This window comes from Oenococcus kitaharae DSM 17330 (assembly GCF_000241055.1).
GTDB lineage: Bacteria > Bacillota > Bacilli > Lactobacillales > Lactobacillaceae > Oenococcus > Oenococcus kitaharae.
In genome coordinates this window covers 1565575-1586377 of the sequence record NZ_CM001398.1, presented here as the reverse complement: position 1 = coordinate 1586377, position 20803 = coordinate 1565575, and the positions used below count along the sequence as shown (strand labels likewise).

The following is a 20803-nucleotide window of genomic DNA, read 5'->3' as shown; positions in this document are numbered from 1 at the left end:
GGTGGTATAGCCAAGCGGTAAGGCGACGGTCTGCAAAACCGTTATCACGGGTCCGATTCCCGTTACCACCTGACCAGCGTTTATTATCTGCATTTCTTGTCAATGCGGGATATAGCGCTTTTTTTGTACTCTTGTCATGCGCACTGTCCCTTTTTCAAAGAGTCAAATCTGAAAATTCGTTTAAAATAAGTCAATTTGTCGGCAGTATTTGTATATTGTTAGTAGTGGATAAAACCATGCTGACGATTTATATTAAAGACAATTGCCCGCAGTGCCATGCCACGATGCGCTGGCTGCGGGAACGCGATATACCTTTTGATTCAATTAATATCAGCGATCCGTCGAATGCTAAACAGTTGGCATGGTTACGAGCTCGTGGCATCAAACAAACGCCATATGTGGTTGCTGCTGGTGAAAGCTGGTCTGGATTTAGGCCTGACAAACTATCAAAGCTGCTCGAATAATAATTTCTCCGTTTCTGCGTTTTCATGACAGAGCGCAATTAGATTAGGTCTGGACCTGCTTATGATACTGTTGTATTCAAAGGAGCATCCATGACAGATAATTGTGAAATTTGCCGCCGAATCGACATGATTAAAAAGGGCACCAATCCTTATTTTGTCGCTGAATTACAAACCGGGTATGTTGTCCTCGGTGATCATCAATTTTTCAAGGGCTACACCTTATTTTTATGCAAAGAGCACGAGACAGAACTGCACTTTTTGCCAAGGGCTTATGAAGATTTGTTTCTTCACGAAATGAGTCTTGTGAGCCAGGCAGTCTCTGACGCTTTTATGGCTGAAAAAATGAATTGCGAGCTGTTGGGAAACGGGGATGCCCATCTGCATTGGCATTTGTTTCCTCGGCGAGAAAATGATATGCCAATTGCGGGTCCGGTTTGGTGGCTGCCAAAAGAGAAGATGTTTTCAAATGATAATCGGCCGTCACCAGCTGAATTATCTAATATGAAAAGCGCGCTTGCCGCGGCTTTGAAAAAAGTCCTGTTGGCCGACGAAAATAACTAGGAGTTTTTATGATTAAAAAAGGCGGTATCAGCCACGTTGAAATCTATGTTTCCGATCTCGCAGCTACGACAAAATTCTGGTCATGGTTGTTGGTCTCGCATCTGAATTACAAAATCTACCAGCAGTGGGATAAGGGCATCAGTTTCATTTTGAATGACACATATTTGGTGTTTACCCAAACGGATCAGGACAAACTGGCTTTTAATTACAATCGCACGCATATTGGCCTGAATCATTTGGCTTTTTATATGTCCAGCAGGCAGGAAATTGATCATTTAAGAAAAGAGCTAGCCGACAAAGCTTATAAAGAACTCTATGCCGACCGTTATCCTTATGCTGGCGGCGAGGGTTATTATGCCTTATATTTTGAGGATCCCGACCGTATCAAAGTCGAAGTAACAGTGGCCGAGTGAAATATTAGTCTTTTTTTAACATGAGAATCATTAAGTCTTCATCGAAATATCGTTTGCCATCGAATAAGGAATCGGGTTCGGTGCCGTATTTGGTAAAGCCTAGCGATCTGTATAAACTGATTGCTTGTTGATTATGGGCTGAAACGGCCAGTAGAATTTGTCTCAGACCCTCGGCTTGCCGAGCCCGGTCAATGCAGAATTGAATTGTTTTCCGTGCGATACCCTGATGGCGATATTCCGGTAAACAATAGACTGAGACTAATTCTGCTTTATGCTGCTCTTTTTGATTGCTTAGCCTTCTAAGAGCCGCAATACAAATCAAATCAGATCCCATAAAAGCCCCTACGATAAAGCGACCATTATTGTTTTGGAGGCGGTCTTCAAAATGCTGGGCCGGATAATGGCTTTCTTCTCCATAAGTTGAGCCAAATGCGTTAGGATCCGACAATAAAGCAGCTAATCGTACTTGTCGATATTGGTCAAAATCATTTTCATTTAGGAATCTTATCTGCAGCATCTATCCGATTATTTTTCCGCTCCACCAGCTGGCAAGATCAACTTGTTTTGTAGTTGATTGTAGCAAATGACAGACAAAAAATGTTTGCGATAGCTCTACCGTATCGCTTGATAAGTCAGGCCTAGGGCGCCGGAATCAAAGCTTTGATTTTCAAGCAGTTTTAAGTTAACTTTCTGCTTAAGGCCCTGAAATAAAGGCAGCCCCTGGCCAAGCAGGACAGGTGAAATGGTGATCTTATACTCATCAATTAAATCCAGTGCCATCAAAGAGTGGGCTAGTCTAGGGCTTCCGAGTATCACCAGGTCTTGACCTGGCCGCTGTTTTAGGCGATTGATTTCTTTTTCGATATGATCTTTGACAAGCCGTGTGTGATGCCATTCGACTTCCGTGAGTGTTTTGGAAAACACAACCTTGTCTACCTTTTCTATCCAATCGGCATGACGCCTTTCATATGGTGAAGCTGATGGGTTAGTTGGAACTGTCGGCCAATAATCATACATCATCTGATATGTTCCGCGGCCCCAAATAACAGTGTCGGCAGTGCTCAGAACTTTTTCTGCATATTTTTCCAAATCAGAATCATAGGCAATCCAGCCAATATCCATGGCGCCCTTGGGCCCTTCTACAAAACCATCAAGTGAAGCATGTAAAAACAGAACTAGTTTTCTCATTTGTATTCTTCCTCAGAGATTATTTTGATAATCGGAAAGCGCTTACCAATACTTCAATTATACAAAAGCCGAATGTTTCCAAAATCAATCGGGTGTTTAATACGGAAAAAAGATGACTTTGTGATTTTTGTTAAAATGGAGTTGTGGCCAAGTGAGGCCCATAAAATAGCTCCGGAAAGGAATTATCATGTTTCATTTGCTTTGGGTATTAATCATCGGTGCGATCATCGGTGCAATCGCTGGTGCGATTACAAGTAAAGGCCAGTCAATGGGCTGGATTGCCAATATTGTTGCCGGCTTGGTTGGTTCATGGCTCGGCGAAACCATTCTCGGAGACTGGGGTTGGCACGTTGCAGGAATTGCTATTTTCCAATCCATTATTGGCGCCGTTGTCGTGGTCTTAATTGTTTCTTGGTTAACGACAAAAAGTAATAAATGACTTAATTCACTTTTCATTAAAAACTGGTCTCAAATTAAGGCTGGTTTTTTATTTTGACCGTCTTTATTTGAATGATTGGTTCACAAATACTTTTAATCCTTGACATGTTTGCTTATTCGCTGTAAAACTGATTTATTGTTACTTTTAGTAAGTAAATGGTTGCATGTTTTTTTAAAAACACCATTTCAAACGGACTAAAAAAATGCAGCAATTCATCTTGAAAGGATCTTAAAATGGCAGTTTTTACAGCTTACAGCAATCAGGAAATGCTTGATTATTTGAAACGGTCTGCGCCTCATGCCGAAATTCATATCGGCGATCGGCCAGCTGAGGAACACACGGCTAATGGGCGGGCGCAAGACCAGATTGACGGCAAAATTTTCGCTTATGTGGTCGTCGGCGACAAAGATGACATCCGCGGCGTTTTAAAAACCGCCATGAAATTCCATTTACCGATTGTCGCTCAAGGTGCTGATACCAGTACTGTGATTGGTGCTGACGGCGTTAATGGTGGAATTATTCTCTCAGTTGCCAAGCTGAATCATATTATTGAGATCAGCCAAGGCGACGGATTAGCTGTCGTCGAGCCTGGCGTGATTAATCAGGATTTGGATACAGCTGCCCGCAAACAAGGCTTGTTTTATGCGCCGGATCCAGCCTCTAAGCCATTATCTTCGATCGGCGGCAATGCTTCGACGAATGCTGGCGGCCTTAGCGGGGCACGTTACGGGGCGACTAAAGATTCAGTGCTAGGTTTGAAAGTGATGCTGGCAAACGGCCATGAAATCAAACTTGGCGGCCGGACGTTGAAACAAGCTTTTGGTTATGACTTAACGCAGCTTTTTGTCGGTTCCGAAGGTACTTTTGGCATTATTACAGAAGTGACGGTTAAATTGTTTCCAATCCCTTATGGCAAGACGATCCGCGGCATTGCTTTCTTTGATGATATGACCAAACTGGCCAAGGGTGTTCAGGCCTTACGGATGTCCGGCCTGTATCCGACAATGCTGGAAGCTTTAGACGGAAAAACAGTTCAGGCTTTGGACCAATACGAACACAGTCATTTTGCCAAAACGGCCAGTTCAGCCATGCTGATTTTCGGTTTCGATGGTGCCAGCAACACGCAACTCCAAGTTTCTGAAAAAATTTTAAAGGAACATCAGGCTTGGAATATTACGGTCACTGATGATCCAGTTAAAGCAGCACAATTGGTCAAACTGCGTCAGGACATGCTGCCGGCTGTTTTTGCCAATACGAAGTATCACATCATGGAAGACATGGCTGTGCCTTTATCACAATTAGCCGTGATGACGGATTTTATTGATCAGACGGCCAAAGACTTATCGTTAGATATTTACACGGCCGGACATGCTGGGGATGGCAATCTGCATCCAAGCTTGCTTTGGGACGGTCAGCCAACACCGCCAGACACCGTGATTGAAGGCATCCGCCGCTTATTTTATAAGACCTTGGCGCTGGGCGGGACAATTTCCGGTGAGCACGCGGTTGGCATGTCAAAAAACCTATGGACCAACGAAGAACTGGGTGATGACGTCGATGTGATTCAGCACCAGCTGAAAAATCTTTTTGATCCCATGGGTATTTTGAATCCAAAAAGAAAAATTAATTAAACCGCCTGGTTATGGCGGTTTTTCGTGCAGCCTGCCAAAATCTTTGTGAAATAAGTTAATAGTGAGCGTTTTTGGCCGAAAATTCGACAGAAAAGAGAAAAAATTACTATTTCGAACATATTTTGATAGATTTGTATGTTAGGATTTATTAGTAATATTTACTATTTAAACAAGGAATTGGAGGGAATATGGTTAAGAGTTTTAAAAAGGGCTGCTTGTTAATCGCGGCTTTAATCGCGTCGCTAAGCCTGTTTTGCGCGTTTGGCAACCAGCAGGCAGCTAGTGCAAAAGAGGTCAAAGGCAAAATCAAAGTGCTCTCATCAGTGGATTTCTATGGTGAGGTTGCTAAAGCGGTCTTAGGCAATCAAGGAACCGTTGAAAACGTGATCAAAAAGACCAGCATTGATCCGCATGATTATCAGCCAACAACTAATGTTGCTAAGCAGGCTGACGCTGCTGACGTGCTTCTCTACAATGGTATCGGATATGACAGCTGGATGTCAAAATTAGCTCAGAATAACAAGCGTGCTTTAGCTATTCGTGTGGGTGAAAATATTATGGACCGCAAAAACGGCGACAACCCGCATCTTTGGTACAACCGCAAAACAATGCCGAAAGTTGCCAATTATCTGGCAAAACATTTTGCAGCTTTGAAGCCAAGTGAAAAAGCTTATTTCAAAGCAAATGCTAAAAAGTATATTCAAAAGAACATTCGGCCGATTAACCGTAAAATTGCTTCTTTAAGTAAAAAAAGCAACGGAAAATTAGTTGATGTCAGTGAACCCGTGTTTGACTATGCACTTGCAAGCCTCGGATATAAGGAAAACAACACTGGATTTGCTAAGTCGGTTGAAGATGGCACAGATCCTGCACCTAAGGATGTTGCCAACATGCAGCAGGATATCCGCGAGCGGAAAATTGCCTTTTTTGTTCAAAATACGCAGGCTACTGATAAAACTGTCGGTAATCTGGTTAAATTAGCAAAAAAGTATCAGGTACCGGTTCTGAAAGTGACCGAAACAAAACCAAAAGGCAAGACTTACAAACAATGGATGCTCAGCCAGTATAATCAAGTAGGTCGGATTCAAAATCAAGCTAAGTAATTTATGATTAGAACCTTTTCTAATTAAGGAGAAAAACATTTGACAGAAGCAGCACAAGCAATTATTTCTTTTGTTGATCTGAAAATGACTTTTAAAAATCGTGTCCTTTATGAACATCTGAACTTGGATATTCAAAAGGGGGATTTTTTTTGTCTGTTAGGATCTAACGGTACCGGCAAGACAACCCTCATATACCTGTTGTTAGGCCTCTTAACCCCTAGCGATGGTAAAATTTGGCTTAATCCTGAGATGATGACAAAAAACGATATCGGTTATGTCCCGCAGTTTCGCAACATTGAAGAAAATTACCCGCTCTCAATCGAAAATTTCGTCGCACTGAAGCTAAGCCATTCTCTCAGGCCTTGGCTAAGCCGTTCCGAACGCCTGCAGGTACGCCAGGCACTTGAAAAGACCAATCTTTGGCAGAAGCGAAAACAAATTATGGGCAAGGCATCCGGCGGCGAAAAGCAACGTGCATATTTAGCACAAGCGATCCTAAACCAGCCTAAACTTTTGATTTTAGATGAATCAACTGCAAGCCTTGACCAGCAGTCTAAATACGATGTCTTGGATCTGGTAGCTAAATTAAATCGAGAAAATCAAACCACAATTATTTTCATCTCTCATGATTGGCCACTGGTCAAAAAGTATGGGAAACATTATCTGGAATTGTTTCCCGGCAAATTTAAATATGGTAAAGTAGCCGATTTGGCTGAAAACTGAAAGGAGAACCCATGTTATCGTTAGATTTTATGCAGCATGCCTATGAAGCGGGAACTGTTGTCGCGATCTTATGCGGCATTGTCGGTGTTTTCGTGGTTGCTAGAAAATTATCTTTTCTTGCTCACACGCTTTCTGAAATCGGTTTTTCCGGTGCAGCTTTTGGTGTCTGGATCGGGTGGGCGCCTTTTCAGTCGATGATTTTATTCACTTTTCTGAGCTCGATTTTAGCCAGCCGCATTGGTGTTAATCAGCAGAGAAGAGATGCAGCGACCAGCTCCGTTTCGGCTTTATTTATGGGCTTGGGTGTCTTATTTCTTTCTTTTTCCAGCAAAAACGCTTCTTATACGACGAGTATTTTGTTCGGTAGTATCGTCGGAATCAGTTTTGGCAACGTGATTCAAATCATTGTGGTTTCTATGATTGTCATGATTCTGACGATGTTGATTTATCGACGTTTGAAATTTGATTCTTTTGATCAGATTGGTTATCAAATCACAGATAGAAAAAATAATTATATTAATATCATTTTCATTGTGATGATGGCGTTAAGCGTAAGTGTTGCTTCACAAATTGTTGGGGCCTTGCTGATTTTTATTTTGCTGACATTACCGGCATATACAGCACAGTTTTATGCCCGGTCTGTTTCAGCTATGATTTTTATCAGCATCGGCCTTTCTTTGATCGGTACTTGGCTTGGCCTGTATCTGGCATATGAAACTAATTGGCCGGTCACATTTTTCATTGCAGCGATCGAGACTTTCTTCTATTTAGCCAGTTTATTTGTGAAATCCATCAAAGCACGAAAGTAGAACAATTGTGTTTCCTATAGAAAGCTATGCTATTGTTTTAAAAGAAGGCCATTTTGACTAGTCAGATGGTTTTAGAAGGTATATAAGCATGATAAAAACAGCTGGTATCGGCGAAGCACTTGAGGTCATGAAAAAAAATGGCCTGAAAATTACAAATCAAAGAAGCGATATGCTGCAATATTTAGCGGATCGACAGGATTATTATCTGCCAATCAAGGAGATTGACCTTTTTCTGCGCCAGACTTATAAGCATATGAGTTATGAAACGGTTTATCGAAATGTTCAGGAACTCGAAAAGATTTCAGTGCTTGAGACACGTAATTTTAAAAATGGTCTTTGTGTGAAATACCAATGTGATTTTAAGAATCTGAAACACTGCCACTTTATCTGTGAAAAATGCCGCCGTGTGATTGAATTAAAACGACCGGATTTAACAGATTTCCAAAAACAAATTCCTGACTGTGAAATTAATTCAACGGATTTTGAACTTTTTGGTGTCTGTGCTGATTGTTTGGCGGCCGCAGTTTGAATATTTGGCAGCAAAAAAAATTCATCAACCATTTGTCGGTCCAAAAAAGACGTCGAAGGTTGATTATTATTTTTGTTCTGCTGATTTTACTAGCCGCGGGATCATTTTATCTGCTGCATCGGGCCTCGCAATTAACTGTCCAGGCAAGTTCGGTTAATTTGTGTGCTTCGCCATCACCACGGTCGCGTATTATTCGCCGTATAGTTAGAGGCAAACGAGTGACTGTTCTTAAGCGTAATCAGCAAACCGACTGGTATTATGTCCAATCAGCTTCGAGTAAAGGCTGGGTGGCGGCCTGGCTTTTAAAAGATCAGAGTTACGATGCGGCCAGGAGCAGCCGTTTAGCTGAAAGCACAATTGTACTGGATCCTGGCCACGGCGGTACTGATTCTGGCACCTTGGCACCTGACGGTGCAATGGAAAAAAGTTATACGCTGCCGACAGCCCTAAAAACCTATCGGCTGCTAAAAACTCAGCATGCGCGCGTGCTGATGACGAGGCACAGTGATAAGTCGGTTAGTTTGGCGGCACGGCCGGCGATGTCTAATCGTGTCAAGGCAACCTTGTTTATCAGCTTTCATTTTAATTCTGCAGGGCAGCGCAATTTAGCTTATGGCTATGAGGTCTTTAAATATCATCATAATGCCGACCAGCTGGCAGCTATTCTCGATCAGGGTTTTCATAACTTGTCATTATATGATCGCGGAATTTCCTACGGCAACTTTCAAGTCTTGCGGGATAATCGGCGACCAGCTGTCTTGATTGAAATGGGATTCATGGATAGCGATTTTGATTTTTCTTATATCAAGAGCCCAGCTTATCAGCAGCAGGTCGCGACTGATATCGTGACTTCGCTGAATCGTTATATAAAATAAAAAACCTGTATTTTGAGGAATCCCCAATTGCAGGTTTTTTATTTATTTATTTCGCTGATTTTATCTTTAGCAGCATCTTTTAAAGCATAGAGCTTTTTTTCGGCTTGGCTTAGCAGCTGATCGCTTTTTCCTTTAGCGAGTTTTAATTGGTCTTGAGCTTCCTTCTCTTCTGCCTCAGGTGCCTGCTTGTGATTGTGTTCCTTGAGTGAATTCGCTTTATCTTCCTTAACGGACATGCTGTTCCTCCTTGGAAATGATCATATTTATACCGGTTTTTTACCGATGACCTCATTTTATCAACTAAGGGTTAAACTAATATTAAGCGCTTCCAGGAACAAATTTATATTTGCGCGACTAATCACAGCAATAGGAGAAGCCCGGACTTTGTTGAAGAAATATGCATCAGACAGCAGCCGCCGTTTCGATCTCATTTTGGTCGAAGATTATGCTAAGGCTGATAGGGACCTGCTCGAAAAACAATTCCAGATTGATCCGCTGCTGCTTGAGTATGTCGATGATAAAAATGGCCCAGCACGAATTGAAAGCGACGACTCCCTAGAGGATACCGTGATTGTTTTTTGGGTACCAATTAGTGAAAGATCACATTCCGAACCTATTTCTGTCATTTTTCACAAACAGCAGATGTTTGTATTCCTTAATTCAAAAATGATTTTTATTCATGATACCATCATGGATTTGTTAGAACAGTCAGAAGGCGACCGTGTCAATTTTTTGTTGGATCTTTTGCAGCTGACACTAAATAAATATTTGGATATCATCTCGAATTTGTTCGAGCGAACGGAACATATTCAGACACATTTGAGTTCCCACCGTAATAGCAGAAATTTTGAAAATCTGACAAGAGTGAACCGGAGCGTGGTTTTTCTCCGGTCTGCAGTCAAAGAGAATGCTGATTGTTTTTCTCAAATTCATGCGTTTTTCAAGGATGCACATGTCGAAGTTCAGACGACCGCCGCACGTAAACTTAGGAAACTCAATCTTGCAGTTCGCCAGTCAACTAGATTAATCGATTTGATATCCGAAAATGTTGAACAGTTAAGTGATGCCTATGATCGCTTGATTAATAATGACCTGAATGCCATTATGCGTTTTTTGACGGTTTGGTCTTTGTTACTCGCTATTCCGCCAATCGTGAGCGGTTTCTATGGTATGAATATGCATTTGCCGCTGGCTGCAGGGTCGCTTGCATGGTTGATTTCGTTAATTGTCACCGTTATTTTAATGGTCGCGTTGATTATTTATCTCCATCATCATCATTCTTTATAAAAAGCGATTTTTGCTGCTTGATTTACATATTTTTTAGCGTTATATTTAACTTACAAAAAGTAAGTAGATCAAAAAAGTATCATGACTAAAAAAATTGCCTTAATTGTTGGCAGTTTAAGGAAAAAATCTTATACACGAGCCGTTGGCACACAAGCAGCTGCCTTATTGCCTAAGGGTTTTGAACTCGTCGATATGAAAATTTCGGATCTAGCACTCTATAATCAAGATTTTGACGATGAGAATCAGGTTCCGGAGAGCTGGCAGCGGTTTCGAAAGCAAATGGCTGACATTGATGCAGTGATTTTTGCAACACCAGAATATAATCGCTCCATGCCGGCTGCACTAAAGAATGCTTTAGATGTAGGCTCTCGGCCAGTCGGGCAAAGTATCTGGAATGGCAAACCTGCTTTGATTATCAGCGTCTCTCCTGGCAACATTTCTGGATTTGGTGCCAACCATCATTTACGGCAGTCCCTGGTCTTTTTGAACATGCCGGTAGTAGCTCAGCCTGAGGTATATATAGGGAAGGTGCGCGATCTTTTGGATGATAACCTTAAAATTATTAACCCCGGTACAACTGCATTTTTGCAAACCGCTATCAATACTTTTGTAGATTTAGTAAAACGGTTTTCGTAATAGCTGTTTGCTCTTCATATAATAAAAACCATGCAACTTTATCATTGCATGGTTTTTATTTTTAATCACCATCAGCAATTGTAAAACGTGTTTGATGATAATTTTCCTGTTCAATTTCATCCAAAATTGCCTTGGCCATGGTTCCTGACGAAGTTTCGGATTGGCCAGTTTGATTAAACAGCAGGTCATCTTTGCCTTTTAATATAGTTGTCGCAGCACCGGTGTGAAATGAGGCGGCAGGGGATACGGCAACCCAATTAACATCATCGACGTTTTGCAAAAATTGCAGCTCCTTCAATTGGTTTTGTGGTACTGAAATAAAAGAATCGTTTTGCGGATCTTTTTCCATATCTTTGACAGCCAGATGATGGTCTTCGCCAATGTGCAGGCTGCCCGCGCCCAAAATAAAGAATAAACGCGGCTGGCTGCTTTGGCGAAAAAGGGCAACCAATTTGGCCGCTAAATCAACGTGCAGATAAGCTGTTTTCGGACTGCTGGCAAAGGCATCGATCACGACATCGCTGTTTGATAGATCATCTTTGGTCAGGGCAAAGGCGTCTTTGATCAAAGTTTGAGCGGTTGGCACCTTCGCCTTTAAATCAGCTAATTTTTCTGCCGACCGTGCAATCGCAGTGACGTCATGGCCTCGTCTAGCGGCTTCTAAGACGATTGCTGATCCGGCCATGCCAGTTGCACCAATTACTGTTAATTTCATTTTTAATCTCCTTTTTACTTACTTTAGTATAGCAACCAAAATACTTATTTACTATTCCAATGATCCATTATTTGCCATCATTTTCAGATAGCATCGAGAAATGGGTTGGATTTTCTTATTCGATGCACTAAGATGTTAATCATTGAACAATAATTTATTTGATGAGAAAGCGGGTTTATTTCTATGATTCATCCAATCGTTCATCCGAAAATTTTAACAAATTTAGCCAAACTGATTCGAGCATTATGCGAACCGCCAATGATCACTGTTTACCTGATGGCTATCTTTTACATGACTGGTCTTTTGACTGCTTTAGATCAGATTACTGTCGTTTTGGCACTGCTAGTTGTCCTGCCCTTGGCTTCTTATTTGTTAGCTGATTTTATCCCACAGGTCCGCCGTCGTGGGCCAGAGGGGAAACGGCGAATTGCCTTCTATGTTTATCCAATAGGTTACATCCTGGCTGTTTTATATGCATTGCTTTTTTCTGTTAAAACCATTACTTTTAAACTGCTGCTGACTTACCTAATTTCAGCCATTTTTCTCGTTATTTTTAATAAAGTCCTTCACATTCGCGCCAGTGGACATACTTGCGGCACGGTTGGACCGTATTTAATGGCTACTTTTTCTTTGGGGCTAGGTTATGGATTCTGGTTAGGGATCGCTGTCGTGATCGTCATTTGGGCTTCACTATATTTAGGAAGACATACGGTACAGGAAATTATCTGGGGTGCTGTCTGCAGCATTTTGGGTTTTCTAATCGCTTTTGTTTTGCTTTAACAATAAAAACCTTCCGAATAGGAAGGTTTTTTATTCGCTGATTTTAGATAGGGGAGCTAGCTCTTTGATCAGCCAATCGTTTAATTGCTGACTGTCAACATCGGTCAAAACTTTGACATTTGTATCTTTGCGATCAGATAAATCAGCTACGCTAGCACCACGAGCCGGACCATCTTTTTGAATGGCCATATAGTAATTACGGCTTTTATAAAATTCTGGATGCCGCAGGTAAGCAATCGTGTTGAGATCATAGACGATAAAACCATTTTCTTGGCGTTCAGCGTAATCTTTCAATAACGTTGCCAGTTTATCTCCGACAAAACCAAATCCTGCCAGCTGATCATTTGTCTGAAATTTGATCAATGCTTTTTGCGAAACGTCAATTCCGGCAGTCACAATTGGAATTCCTGAACGATAAATCAAATCGGCAGCTTCTGGATCGCAATAAATATTGAATTCAGCGACGCTGGACATATTGCCTTGAGATAAGGTACCGCCCATGAGAATAAATTCTTTGATTTTTGGCTTGATATCCGGATGCTCGACCAGCAGCAATGCTAGGTTGGTATAGGCGCCAGTCCCAACGATAGTCATTGGTTGGGAACTGTCAATCAGTGTTTCGTAGATTTTGGCAACGGCATTTTCATCAGTCTCAGAAATCACCAAATCACCGTTGGCGTAATCACCCAGACCGCTTTCGCCAAACCAGGGCTCGTAGCTTTCTAATTCTCGCAATAAAGGGCGAGCTGCACCGGAGGCAACTGGGACTTTGGCTTTCATATCCTGTACCAAATAAAGTGCATTTTTCGTCGTTCGGTCAACGCTGACATTACCGGCAACGGTTGAAATCAAGTCTAATTTAATTGCCGGATCTAAGATTGCAGCGGCAATTGCAAAAGCGTCGTCAACGCCGGGATCGCAATCTAAAATGATGTGTTTCTCTGCCATGGTTTGGGCCTCGCTCAGTCTGATTATCTTCCCTTAATTATAGGCACAGGCAGCCTATTGGACGAGAAAATGTGTTTCCTTATCTGTGACTTTGGCGATTAAATGTTTGTCAGGCTGGGGGTCAAAACTGCCGAAGTCAATAAATGTCGCCGTATCAGTCTCCTGAATACCGGTAAGGCGGTCTGCAACAAGATGCTTAAAAGCTTTGACAATGGCTGAATGATGATCGGCTTTAGCGACGGCCGCCGCTAATGTAAAACCTTCATCCTGCAGATGCTTGATAATAGCCACACGAAAGACAGTTCCGTAGGAAAACTTTTTCTTTTTCGGGTCGCCACCACTAATGATATAGCCCTTTTCTAGCCAATAACGCAGTTGTGTCTGGGAAACGCCGGTCGCCAATGCAAGATCAGCGATGCCGATTAAGACTTTGTCATCTTTAATAATCGATTGAATTAAAGGACGAAAATCTATGAAATCATTGAATTGTGTGTTTACTTGTATGTCACTCATATCTGTTGCCAATGTGTCTATTTTATCATGCAAAAGTTACTACGAATCCTAGAATCTATATATTTTTAATAATAATAGTATGACAAATGTTTACAACTACCTGCTAAAGCGTTATATTTGACTAGTTGTTTTTTAACGAGCAGAATTCACAAACACAAGAAAGAAGGTATTTTAATGTCAAAAGCAATTGACTCTAAGGGTCAGCCCTATAACCGCTTGATGATGATTGTTGTCTTATTAGTTGGTACTTTTTGTACTGTACTCAATCAGACAATTCTCGCAACGGCCTTTCCAACTCTTATGAAGGCTTTCAATATTTCGACTTCGACAGTCCAATGGCTAACCACTGGTTTTCTACTGGTAAATGGGATTATGATTCCTGTTTCGGCCTGGTTATCCAATCGTTTTAACTCTAAATGGCTTTACATTTCATCCATGGCCATTTTTGAGATTGGAACGATTATGGCCTGGGCAGCTCCGAGTTTTGCCTTTCTTTTATCTGGACGTCTGATCCAAGCTGTCGGCGTCGGCATTTCGATGCCTTTGCTGCAGAATATTATGCTGTCTATCTTTCCACCTGACAAACGTGGAGCAGCGATGGGGATGGCCGGGATTGTCATCGGCGTTGCACCGGCTATCGGACCGACATTGTCCGGCTGGATCATTGATACCTGGCAATGGCGTGACTTGTTCGGCATGATTATCCCGATCGTTGCACTTGTGCTGCTGGCTGCTTTCTTCTTTATGAAGCCGGTTATCGAGACATCGCGTCCAAAACTGGATTGGTTGTCTCTAGCCCTATCAACGGCTGGATTCGGTGCTCTGCTGTATGGCTTTTCGTCAGTTGGCGATGACGGCTGGGGATCTAGAATAGTTTTGTCCTGCTTGATCATTGGTTTAATTTTGATTGTTTTATTCGTCTGGCGCCAATTGACTATGAAAACACCCTTTTTGCAGCTGCGCGTCTTCTCATCTTCAACTTTCACAATTGCGACTGCATTAAGTTCGGTTGTCATGATTGCAATGGTTGGTGTTGAAATGATCGTGCCGCTTTATTTGCAGATTGTTCATCATATGAGTGCTTTGCATTCAGGTTTGACACTGCTGCCGGGTGCTTTAATGATGGCAGTCATGAGCCCGATTACGGGCCGCGCCTTCGACCGTATTGGTGCAAAACGTTTATCGATTGCCGGACTCTTCTTATTAACGGCCGGAACCTTGTCCTTTGTGATGATCACGCAGACAACGCCTGTTATCTACATCACGATCTTGTATGCACTGCGTATGTTTGGTATTTCGATGGTCATGATGCCGGCAACGACAGCTGGTATGAATGCACTGCCGACTAATCTGATTGCTCATGGTACAGCTGTTAACAACACAGTTCGTCAAGTAGCCAGTTCGATCGGGACTGCGATATTGATTTCTATTTTGTCTAATGTCACTAACAATCAAATGCCGAATCAGGGTTTGTTAAAATCATCGCCTCTGGCATATCAAGTGAAAGCCTTTAATGCAACCATGTCAGGGTATCATGCTGCCTTCTGGATTGCTGTTGCTTTCTGTGCTGCCGGCTTTGTGATCGCATTCTTTATGAAAAATAAAGAAGAGAAAAATTTCTTAGAAGACGCCGTACAAGACGCTAAAGAACCGCTCGCTCAGGGAGGTGAAGCATGATTTTAATTCTACTGATTCTTTCCGCGGTTGCTTTTTTCATGAGTTTTATCTATGTTGACCGTCTTTTTCCACGAACTTTGCTGACTCTTATTTCAGGGGTTGTACTGATTTTATCTTTAATTGCCATAGTTGCTAATTTTCATGATCACTTCGGATTGCAAAAAGTCACAACACAGCGGAGTTTCAAAATTTATTCTGCGGCAGGCAGCAAAATGCCGATTGGTTTGTTGCTATATCAGCCAATCGGTACTAGCGGCAAAGATAATGTCTATATTTACGCGACAAAGTCCAATCAGAAAAAACCGAGCCACACGCAGGCTGATGCCATGACGAAGAACCGTCTGACGCGTGTCTCTTCTGAAAATGCACGTTTGCAGACAAGTGAAACACGCTGGGAATATCGTTCTGCTTTTAATCGTTTATTGTTTGGCCTTGCAGGAAACGGCCACGAATTAACACACCGAGTTAATCGCTTCTACTTGCCGAAATCTTGGCTGCGCTTGTCGACAATTCAAGCAAAAGCCTTGCAAAAACAAATGAGCAGTGCTAAGTTCCAAGCACAAGCTAAGTCACAAGGAGCTGCATATGTGCAGGCACAGATGCAGGCAGCGATTGCCAAACAGCCATCTTTAGCAGCTGACCGTCAAGCACAACAGCGCTTAGGCAAACAATTTGCGGCTGATTTTCAAATGCAGCTAATTCAAGAAACTGTCTCAAAATTGAACAAATAATCTATTTATATCCAGCTGAAGGCTGGATTTTTTATTGTCCTATCAGCCAGACGCCCAAGGCGAAAGCTGCTAGGGACAAGAATAAGGAAGCGGCGAAGTACAACAGAGATTTCTGACCTGTTTGTCTAGACGATAAATTGATTGTTTCTAAAATAAAGGTTGAAAAAGTCGTCAATCCACCGATAATACCACTGCCAAAAAAAGTTCGCCAAGTCAGAGCAAGGGGACTATTTAATACAATTGCCAGCAGAAAAGAGCCGATAATATTGATCAGAATCGTTGCCAGTGAAAAGCCGAACAGGCGATCAAAGCGCGGATAGCGCGAAATCAAGTATCTAGCTTCGCCGCCAAGGGCAGTACCTAAAGCTGAAATTAAGGTTAGTTTAATCAGCATGTTTCACGACCTGGACAATTTTTTTGCCGCTAACCAGTAGAAGAATGCCAAAAAATGTTGATACTGCCAAGTAAATCACCGCTGACAAAAATTGCTGACGAGCGGCCAAGGCATAAATCTCTGAAATAAAAGTCGAAAAAGTGGTGAAGCTGCCAATCAGGCCTGTACCAGCGATTAATGAAAAATTCGCAGCGTTTTTCTTGGCAATCCTAACGTATTCATAGGTCATACCCATTAGAAAGGCACCGGCCAAATTGATGATTATTGTGATCCAATGGAAAGGGCTTTGAAAAGATAATTCCAGTAATTCCCTTAAAGCACCCGCAACAAATGCACAAATTAAAACAATGATACTGTTTCTCAGCAAAACTTCCCCCGCATTAATTACAAATTATAGCAATTAAGTGTTTTTTGGATGAGAACCGATGATCGCTCTTAACAAAAATGGGGCAATTAATGTAGCGGCAAAAATGGCAGCGATCACGGCTGAATAACGGTCGCTAGAGAGCAATTTATCTTGAAAACCGATTTGAGCAATAATTAAAGCCATTTCGCCACGCGAGACCATACCAAAACCAATCATCAGCGAGCTGCGATAAGAAAAAGAAAATAGGCGTGCACCCAAACCCGCTCCCAGCGTTTTACTCAGCACCGCGATGATTGTGAGAATGGTGAAGAATAGCCAATCATCGATGAGACCAGTTAATCGCAGGTCCAAACCGATACTGACGAAAAAAATAGGAATAAAAAGGGCATACCCGATTGGCTGGATACCTTCATTGATGATCTGCTTAAAGGAAGTCTGCCCAATGGCAATGCCTGAGAAAAAGGCACCGATGACACTGCTGAGACCCATTAAGTCGGCTAGATAACTAAAGGCGAAACACAGAATCAGTGCCATGAGCACTTCGGACACACGAAGATCAAAAATGCCGCTCCATTTCATTAATTGCGGAATCAGCCAGCGTGCTGCTGCGATAAGAATGACAAAGAAGGCTATTTGGCTAATGATTGTTCGTAAAATGTTTGATGCACCCGTATCACCGCTAATCAAGCTCAATAAAATGACCGACAAAATATCATCAGCTACTGCCGCACCGAGGATTGTAATGCCTTCGCGGCTGTTGAGGCGATTCATTTCCTTTAGCACTTCGACCGTGATCGAGACGGAAGTCGCTGAAAAAATCAGGGCTAAAAATAAGCTCTCTGTGCGATTCAGGCCAAAAAGTTCGCCGACTGCAAAAAAACTAATCAGCGGCAGCAGCATGCCTGTCACAGCGACCAGCAGGCTCGGTTTCATAAAACGCCTCAATAAATGCAGATCACTTTCTAGACCGGCCATAAACATGAGAATGACGACGCCGATTTCAGAAAAGATCTGAGTCAAATCGTTTGGCTGAACCCAATTCAAAACAGCCGGCCCAATCACAACACCCACGACCAACTGGCCAATTACGACTGGCAAATTAGCTTTGGCACTGAGCTGTCCAGCTAGTGTTGTCATGAGCAGGATTAAACACAAGATTCCTAAAAATGCCATTCTGTGCCTCCCTTACATCAATAAAAAAAGCCGACGATCAAAATTCTCTGATAACCCAAACAGAGAAAAATTCTTGAAAGCAGCGGCTTCAACCAAAAAGTTATTTAATTAACTGTTTTTATTCTATCATGAGATTATTAAACGAAGGGGCAGGAAAATCAATCATCAAATAGCAGCAGAAATCTTTCCTTTTAAAGCATCTAAAAAAGTACTGGTAGTTTTCAGTCTCATCATCGGTTTACTTGTCGGGTTGATTGTGTCGGTTTTTCGACTAGCAATTACTTATGGCCTGCAGGGAAGCTTGTTTTTGTACGCTCAGGCACATCAAAATGCGCTTTACTGGCTGCTGATTCTGCCGCTATTGTTAGTAATCGGCTGGATTTTATCTTTATTGGTCAGGCAGGATCCAAACATCAAAGGGTCGGGAATTCCTCAGGTCGAAGCACAGCTGATTAATCGTCTGGATATTCATTGGCTGTCTGTGCTGCTGCGAAAATTTGCGGCCGCCGTTTTAGCCTTGTCAACTGGCCTAATGTTAGGTCGTGAAGGCCCGTCCATTCAATTAGGAGCGGCTTTAGGGCAGGGGCTTGCTGAAAATCGTCACGCGTCTAATACAGAAAAACGGATCTTGTTATCGGCTGGTGCCGCAGCAGGATTATCAGCAGCTTTTAATGCACCGATTGCGGCAGTCTTATTCGTTGTCGAAGAAATGCATCATAATTTTTCGCCATTGGTCTGGATTTCAGCTTTTATTGCTTCACTGACTGCTGATTTTGTCTCGTTAACATTCTTCGGCTTACGGCCCGTGCTGCATTTTGATCAGGTCGCTGCCTTGAGCCTCGGCAGCTATCTCTGGCTATTGCCCATGGCTGTTGTGATCGGCCTGCTGGCTGTTTTGTATCAGAAAAATACACTCAGCCTGCCGCGCCTGTATGCTAAATTGCCGATTAAAGCGTCTTTTTATATTTTTATCCCATTATTGTTATCTATTCCTGTCATTTATTTCCTGCCAGAAATTGTTGGCGGCGGCAATCGCCTAATTTTAGCTTTGCCAGCTGCCCACTTGACTTTAATTGCGATAGCCCTGATTTTTGTGTTGCGCTACGTCTATTCTCTGCTGACATTTGCTTCTGGTGTCCCTGGTGGTATCTTTTTGCCGATCTTGACTCTTGGCGCTTTAATCGGTTATTTCTTTTATACTTTGCTACACCAGCTGGCCGTCATTCCAGCTGCGGATGCCAGCGTTTTTATCACGATTGGTATGGCAGCCTATTTTGGCAGTATTTCCATGGCGCCGTTAACCGCGATTATTCTTGTGACTGAAATGGTTGGCAGTTTGGAGCATATTATGCCATTAGGGCTTACGACACTGGTTGCTTATCTGATTGTTGATGCTTTTTCCGGCAAACCAATTTACGAAAGTCTCATGCTGGCGCTGCTTTCTCATCAATCCGGCAAAACAAAAACAGCTCATCGAGAGCTGTTTGAATTTCCGATTCCTAGCGATTCAAAACTAGTCGGTCAAACCGTGTCAGAGGTTGTTTGGCCTGAAGGATGTCTGATTCTTTCTATAAGAAGGGGTAGTCAATCAATTTCCGCAAACGGCAAGACAAGCATTCAAGCCAATGATGTCTTAATCTGCCTGGTCAAAGCCGGTTCGATAAATCAGATGCGTCAGATTATTTAAGGCCCTTAATCTTCTTGGCTGATTTGCAGCACACAGGCACCGGCGGCATCACCTTTTGAAACTCTAATCAGTGCTTTTAAGGCATCTTTTAGAGCGTAGCGGTGAATCGTTGGATGAATATCCAGCCGTGAAGCTAAAGTCAGGAATTCTTCACCGTCTCGACGCGTATTGCTTTCAACACTGGTCACGCTCTTTTCATGAAAAAGATGTTTTTCGTAATTTAATTCGTGAATATCGCTCATATGAACACCCGCCGAAACAACTGTGCCTCCTGGTGCGACAGCTGTTAAGGCAGCTGGAATCAAGTCGCCGACTGGTGCAAAAATAATTGCTGAATCCAATGGTACTGGTGATGGATCTAAATCACCTTGCGCAGATGCTGCTCCCAGACTTAAAGCGAATTTTTTCGCATCTTCGCCGCGAGTGAAGACGTGCACCTGTGTACCTTGAGCAATGGCCAATTGTGCTGTTAAATGAGCTGAATTGCCAAAACCGTAAATACCCAGACTGCCGCCAGCAGGAATTTGTGCTCGTTTCAATGCGCGATAACCAATAATTCCGGCACACAATAATGGTGCTGCTGCCTGCGAGTCAAATTGATGAGGGATACGGTAGGCATAGCCTTCAGGAACAGTCGTATATTCGGCATAGCCGCCGTCAGCATCCCAGCCTGTGTAGACTGATTTTTCACACAGATTTTCTCGACCAGAACGGCAATATTTGCAAACGCCGCAAGTGTGGCGCAGCCAAGGAACTCCAATCCGGTCTCCAATCGCAAAACGGCTGGCACCAGGACCTTCTTTGACCACTTTGCCGATAATCTGGTGACCTGGAATCAGATTTTGACGATGAATCGGCAGGTCGCCTTCAATCACGTGCAGATCAGTTCGGCAGATGCCGCAGACGATTACTTTGACTAAGACTTCGCCAGGACCAGGGGTCGGTACCGGCCGTTTTACAAAACGAATGGGTGCCGCAGGATCGGCTATCGGGCCATTTTTGATGATTTCCCAAGCAGCCATTTCTGTGGGAATCTTAATTTCTGATGCTGTATTTTCAGTCATGATTTCCCTCCATTTTTTTCTTTCGCCACTAGTATAGTCTGAAAATATGACAATCAAAAATTGAGCAGCGTTGAATAAACATGAATTAAGGTGCAC

The 20803-nt window shown here is 42.6% G+C and carries 26 protein-coding genes and 1 tRNA gene; 17 read left to right on the top strand and 10 right to left on the bottom strand.

Going from position 1 to position 20803, the window contains the following annotated elements; translation table 11 throughout:
* The 4 genes from OKIT_RS07995 to OKIT_RS07980 all read left to right on the top strand — a co-directional run bounded on the left by OKIT_RS07995 (window position 1) and on the right by OKIT_RS07980 (window position 1438).
* Window positions 1-71 (top strand) — tRNA-Cys (locus OKIT_RS07995).
* Window positions 72-224: 153 nt separating this feature from the next.
* Window positions 225-464 carry a glutaredoxin domain-containing protein gene (locus tag OKIT_RS07990; protein WP_162141362.1) on the top strand — a complete coding sequence of 80 codons (240 nt, stop codon included), beginning with the start codon at window positions 225-227 and terminating at the stop codon, window positions 462-464.
* A gap of 90 nt (window positions 465-554) precedes the next feature.
* The gene (locus OKIT_RS07985; RefSeq protein WP_007746770.1) at window positions 555-1025 is read left to right on the top strand and encodes an HIT family protein; all 471 of its coding nucleotides are present in this window, start codon (window positions 555-557) and stop codon (window positions 1023-1025) included.
* A gap of 8 nt (window positions 1026-1033) precedes the next feature.
* The gene (locus OKIT_RS07980) at window positions 1034-1438 is read left to right on the top strand and encodes a VOC family protein (protein WP_007746769.1); all 405 of its coding nucleotides are present in this window, start codon (window positions 1034-1036) and stop codon (window positions 1436-1438) included.
* Window positions 1439-1442: 4 nt separating this feature from the next.
* Here OKIT_RS07980 and OKIT_RS07975 read toward each other — a convergent pair whose 3' ends face one another.
* Together OKIT_RS07975 and OKIT_RS07970 are read right to left on the bottom strand one after the other, a co-directional pair.
* Window positions 1443-1955, bottom strand: coding sequence for a GNAT family N-acetyltransferase (locus OKIT_RS07975; protein ID WP_007746768.1), 513 nt, complete (start codon window positions 1953-1955; stop codon window positions 1443-1445).
* Between the two features lie 95 nt (window positions 1956-2050).
* The gene (locus OKIT_RS07970; protein ID WP_007746767.1) at window positions 2051-2626 is read right to left on the bottom strand and encodes a dihydrofolate reductase family protein; all 576 of its coding nucleotides are present in this window, start codon (window positions 2624-2626) and stop codon (window positions 2051-2053) included.
* Between the two features lie 187 nt (window positions 2627-2813).
* Here OKIT_RS07970 and OKIT_RS07965 point away from each other — a divergent pair, with 187 nt between their 5' ends.
* The 7 genes from OKIT_RS07965 (at window position 2814) to OKIT_RS07935 (ending at window position 8735) form a co-directional block, all read left to right on the top strand.
* The gene (locus OKIT_RS07965) at window positions 2814-3065 is read left to right on the top strand and encodes a GlsB/YeaQ/YmgE family stress response membrane protein (RefSeq protein WP_007746766.1); all 252 of its coding nucleotides are present in this window, start codon (window positions 2814-2816) and stop codon (window positions 3063-3065) included.
* Between the two features lie 233 nt (window positions 3066-3298).
* Window positions 3299-4696, top strand: a complete 1398-nt coding sequence (locus OKIT_RS07960) for an FAD-binding oxidoreductase (protein WP_007746765.1) — start codon at window positions 3299-3301, stop codon at window positions 4694-4696.
* 188 nt (window positions 4697-4884) lie between these two features.
* Window positions 4885-5799 carry a metal ABC transporter solute-binding protein gene (locus tag OKIT_RS07955; protein ID WP_007746764.1) on the top strand — a complete coding sequence of 305 codons (915 nt, stop codon included), beginning with the start codon at window positions 4885-4887 and terminating at the stop codon, window positions 5797-5799.
* Between the two features lie 84 nt (window positions 5800-5883).
* Window positions 5884-6522, top strand: coding sequence for an ATP-binding cassette domain-containing protein (locus tag OKIT_RS07950; protein WP_050804107.1), 639 nt, complete (start codon window positions 5884-5886; stop codon window positions 6520-6522).
* Between the two features lie 11 nt (window positions 6523-6533).
* Entirely contained in the window at window positions 6534-7331 is a 798-nt protein-coding gene (locus OKIT_RS07945) for a metal ABC transporter permease (protein ID WP_007746758.1), read from the top strand.
* 88 nt (window positions 7332-7419) lie between these two features.
* Entirely contained in the window at window positions 7420-7860 is a 441-nt protein-coding gene (locus OKIT_RS07940) for a Fur family transcriptional regulator (protein ID WP_007746755.1), read from the top strand.
* A gap of 59 nt (window positions 7861-7919) precedes the next feature.
* Complete coding sequence (locus tag OKIT_RS07935) at window positions 7920-8735, top strand: N-acetylmuramoyl-L-alanine amidase (RefSeq protein WP_241778130.1); 816 nt, start codon at window positions 7920-7922, stop codon at window positions 8733-8735.
* Between the two features lie 38 nt (window positions 8736-8773).
* Here the strand turns inward: OKIT_RS07935 and OKIT_RS07930 are convergent, their stop codons facing one another.
* Window positions 8774-8971, bottom strand: a complete 198-nt coding sequence (locus tag OKIT_RS07930; protein WP_007746752.1) for a hypothetical protein — start codon at window positions 8969-8971, stop codon at window positions 8774-8776.
* Between the two features lie 151 nt (window positions 8972-9122).
* On the opposite strand from OKIT_RS07930, the gene OKIT_RS07925 reads away from it, so the two are divergent.
* Entirely contained in the window at window positions 9123-10022 is a 900-nt protein-coding gene (locus tag OKIT_RS07925; protein ID WP_162141363.1) for a magnesium transporter CorA family protein, read from the top strand.
* Window positions 10023-10103: 81 nt separating this feature from the next.
* A complete protein-coding gene (locus OKIT_RS07920; RefSeq protein WP_007746750.1) occupies window positions 10104-10658 on the top strand; it encodes an NADPH-dependent FMN reductase in 555 nt (184 codons plus the stop codon).
* 61 nt (window positions 10659-10719) lie between these two features.
* Here OKIT_RS07920 and OKIT_RS07915 read toward each other — a convergent pair whose 3' ends face one another.
* Window positions 10720-11373, bottom strand: coding sequence for an NAD(P)-dependent oxidoreductase (locus OKIT_RS07915; RefSeq protein WP_007746749.1), 654 nt, complete (start codon window positions 11371-11373; stop codon window positions 10720-10722).
* A gap of 183 nt (window positions 11374-11556) precedes the next feature.
* Here OKIT_RS07915 and OKIT_RS07910 point away from each other — a divergent pair, with 183 nt between their 5' ends.
* Window positions 11557-12153 carry a hypothetical protein gene (locus OKIT_RS07910; RefSeq protein ID WP_007746748.1) on the top strand — a complete coding sequence of 199 codons (597 nt, stop codon included), beginning with the start codon at window positions 11557-11559 and terminating at the stop codon, window positions 12151-12153.
* Window positions 12154-12183: 30 nt separating this feature from the next.
* Here the strand turns inward: OKIT_RS07910 and OKIT_RS07905 are convergent, their stop codons facing one another.
* Entirely contained in the window at window positions 12184-13101 is a 918-nt protein-coding gene (locus OKIT_RS07905) for a nucleoside hydrolase (protein ID WP_007746747.1), read from the bottom strand.
* 54 nt (window positions 13102-13155) lie between these two features.
* Entirely contained in the window at window positions 13156-13614 is a 459-nt protein-coding gene (locus tag OKIT_RS07900; protein ID WP_028291691.1) for a MerR family transcriptional regulator, read from the bottom strand.
* Window positions 13615-13788: 174 nt separating this feature from the next.
* On the opposite strand from OKIT_RS07900, the gene OKIT_RS07895 reads away from it, so the two are divergent.
* Complete coding sequence (locus OKIT_RS07895; protein ID WP_007746743.1) at window positions 13789-15291, top strand: MDR family MFS transporter; 1503 nt, start codon at window positions 13789-13791, stop codon at window positions 15289-15291.
* Window positions 15288-16022, top strand: a complete 735-nt coding sequence (locus OKIT_RS07890) for a DUF4811 domain-containing protein (protein ID WP_007746741.1) — start codon at window positions 15288-15290, stop codon at window positions 16020-16022. Before OKIT_RS07895 ends, OKIT_RS07890 begins: the two co-directional genes overlap by 4 nt.
* Window positions 16023-16053: 31 nt before the next feature.
* Here OKIT_RS07890 and OKIT_RS07885 read toward each other — a convergent pair whose 3' ends face one another.
* From OKIT_RS07885 to OKIT_RS07875, 3 genes are read right to left on the bottom strand one after another with little or no spacing between them, the layout of a single operon-like run.
* Window positions 16054-16416, bottom strand: coding sequence for a fluoride efflux transporter FluC (locus OKIT_RS07885; protein WP_007746739.1), 363 nt, complete (start codon window positions 16414-16416; stop codon window positions 16054-16056).
* A complete protein-coding gene (locus OKIT_RS07880; protein ID WP_007746738.1) occupies window positions 16406-16783 on the bottom strand; it encodes a fluoride efflux transporter FluC in 378 nt (125 codons plus the stop codon). Before OKIT_RS07880 ends, OKIT_RS07885 begins: the two co-directional genes overlap by 11 nt.
* A 33-nt stretch (window positions 16784-16816) precedes the next feature.
* On the bottom strand, window positions 16817-17956 hold the full coding sequence (locus OKIT_RS07875) for a cation:proton antiporter (protein WP_007746737.1): 1140 nt from the start codon (window positions 17954-17956) through the stop codon (window positions 16817-16819).
* Window positions 17957-18212: 256 nt separating this feature from the next.
* Between OKIT_RS07875 and OKIT_RS07870 the strand changes: the two genes are divergently transcribed.
* Window positions 18213-19643 carry a ClC family H(+)/Cl(-) exchange transporter gene (locus OKIT_RS07870; RefSeq protein ID WP_007746736.1) on the top strand — a complete coding sequence of 477 codons (1431 nt, stop codon included), beginning with the start codon at window positions 18213-18215 and terminating at the stop codon, window positions 19641-19643.
* 5 nt (window positions 19644-19648) lie between these two features.
* On the opposite strand, the gene OKIT_RS07865 is transcribed toward OKIT_RS07870, so the two are convergent.
* Entirely contained in the window at window positions 19649-20707 is a 1059-nt protein-coding gene (locus OKIT_RS07865; protein WP_007746734.1) for a zinc-dependent alcohol dehydrogenase family protein, read from the bottom strand.
* Window positions 20708-20803 lie beyond the last annotated feature (96 nt).

Coding starts and splice junctions, on each gene's coding strand:
- OKIT_RS07865 (WP_007746734.1), bottom strand. CDS start 20,707: ATGACTGAAAATACAGCATCAGAAATTAAGATTCCCACAGAAATGGCT.
- OKIT_RS07970 (WP_007746767.1), bottom strand. CDS start 2,626: ATGAGAAAACTAGTTCTGTTTTTACATGCTTCACTTGATGGTTTTGTA.
- OKIT_RS07940 (WP_007746755.1), top strand. CDS start 7,420: ATGATAAAAACAGCTGGTATCGGCGAAGCACTTGAGGTCATGAAAAAA.
- OKIT_RS07915 (WP_007746749.1), bottom strand. CDS start 11,373: ATGAAATTAACAGTAATTGGTGCAACTGGCATGGCCGGATCAGCAATC.
- OKIT_RS07985 (WP_007746770.1), top strand. CDS start 555: ATGACAGATAATTGTGAAATTTGCCGCCGAATCGACATGATTAAAAAG.
- OKIT_RS07945 (WP_007746758.1), top strand. CDS start 6,534: ATGTTATCGTTAGATTTTATGCAGCATGCCTATGAAGCGGGAACTGTT.
- OKIT_RS07965 (WP_007746766.1), top strand. CDS start 2,814: ATGTTTCATTTGCTTTGGGTATTAATCATCGGTGCGATCATCGGTGCA.
- OKIT_RS07875 (WP_007746737.1), bottom strand. CDS start 17,956: ATGGCATTTTTAGGAATCTTGTGTTTAATCCTGCTCATGACAACACTA.
- OKIT_RS07895 (WP_007746743.1), top strand. CDS start 13,789: ATGTCAAAAGCAATTGACTCTAAGGGTCAGCCCTATAACCGCTTGATG.
- OKIT_RS07955 (WP_007746764.1), top strand. CDS start 4,885: ATGGTTAAGAGTTTTAAAAAGGGCTGCTTGTTAATCGCGGCTTTAATC.
- OKIT_RS07910 (WP_007746748.1), top strand. CDS start 11,557: ATGATTCATCCAATCGTTCATCCGAAAATTTTAACAAATTTAGCCAAA.
- OKIT_RS07920 (WP_007746750.1), top strand. CDS start 10,104: ATGACTAAAAAAATTGCCTTAATTGTTGGCAGTTTAAGGAAAAAATCT.
- OKIT_RS07975 (WP_007746768.1), bottom strand. CDS start 1,955: ATGCTGCAGATAAGATTCCTAAATGAAAATGATTTTGACCAATATCGA.
- OKIT_RS07905 (WP_007746747.1), bottom strand. CDS start 13,101: ATGGCAGAGAAACACATCATTTTAGATTGCGATCCCGGCGTTGACGAC.
- OKIT_RS07950 (WP_050804107.1), top strand. CDS start 5,884: ATGACTTTTAAAAATCGTGTCCTTTATGAACATCTGAACTTGGATATT.
- OKIT_RS07930 (WP_007746752.1), bottom strand. CDS start 8,971: ATGTCCGTTAAGGAAGATAAAGCGAATTCACTCAAGGAACACAATCAC.
- OKIT_RS07890 (WP_007746741.1), top strand. CDS start 15,288: ATGATTTTAATTCTACTGATTCTTTCCGCGGTTGCTTTTTTCATGAGT.
- OKIT_RS07960 (WP_007746765.1), top strand. CDS start 3,299: ATGGCAGTTTTTACAGCTTACAGCAATCAGGAAATGCTTGATTATTTG.
- OKIT_RS07885 (WP_007746739.1), bottom strand. CDS start 16,416: ATGCTGATTAAACTAACCTTAATTTCAGCTTTAGGTACTGCCCTTGGC.
- OKIT_RS07900 (WP_028291691.1), bottom strand. CDS start 13,614: ATGAGTGACATACAAGTAAACACACAATTCAATGATTTCATAGATTTT.
- OKIT_RS07980 (WP_007746769.1), top strand. CDS start 1,034: ATGATTAAAAAAGGCGGTATCAGCCACGTTGAAATCTATGTTTCCGAT.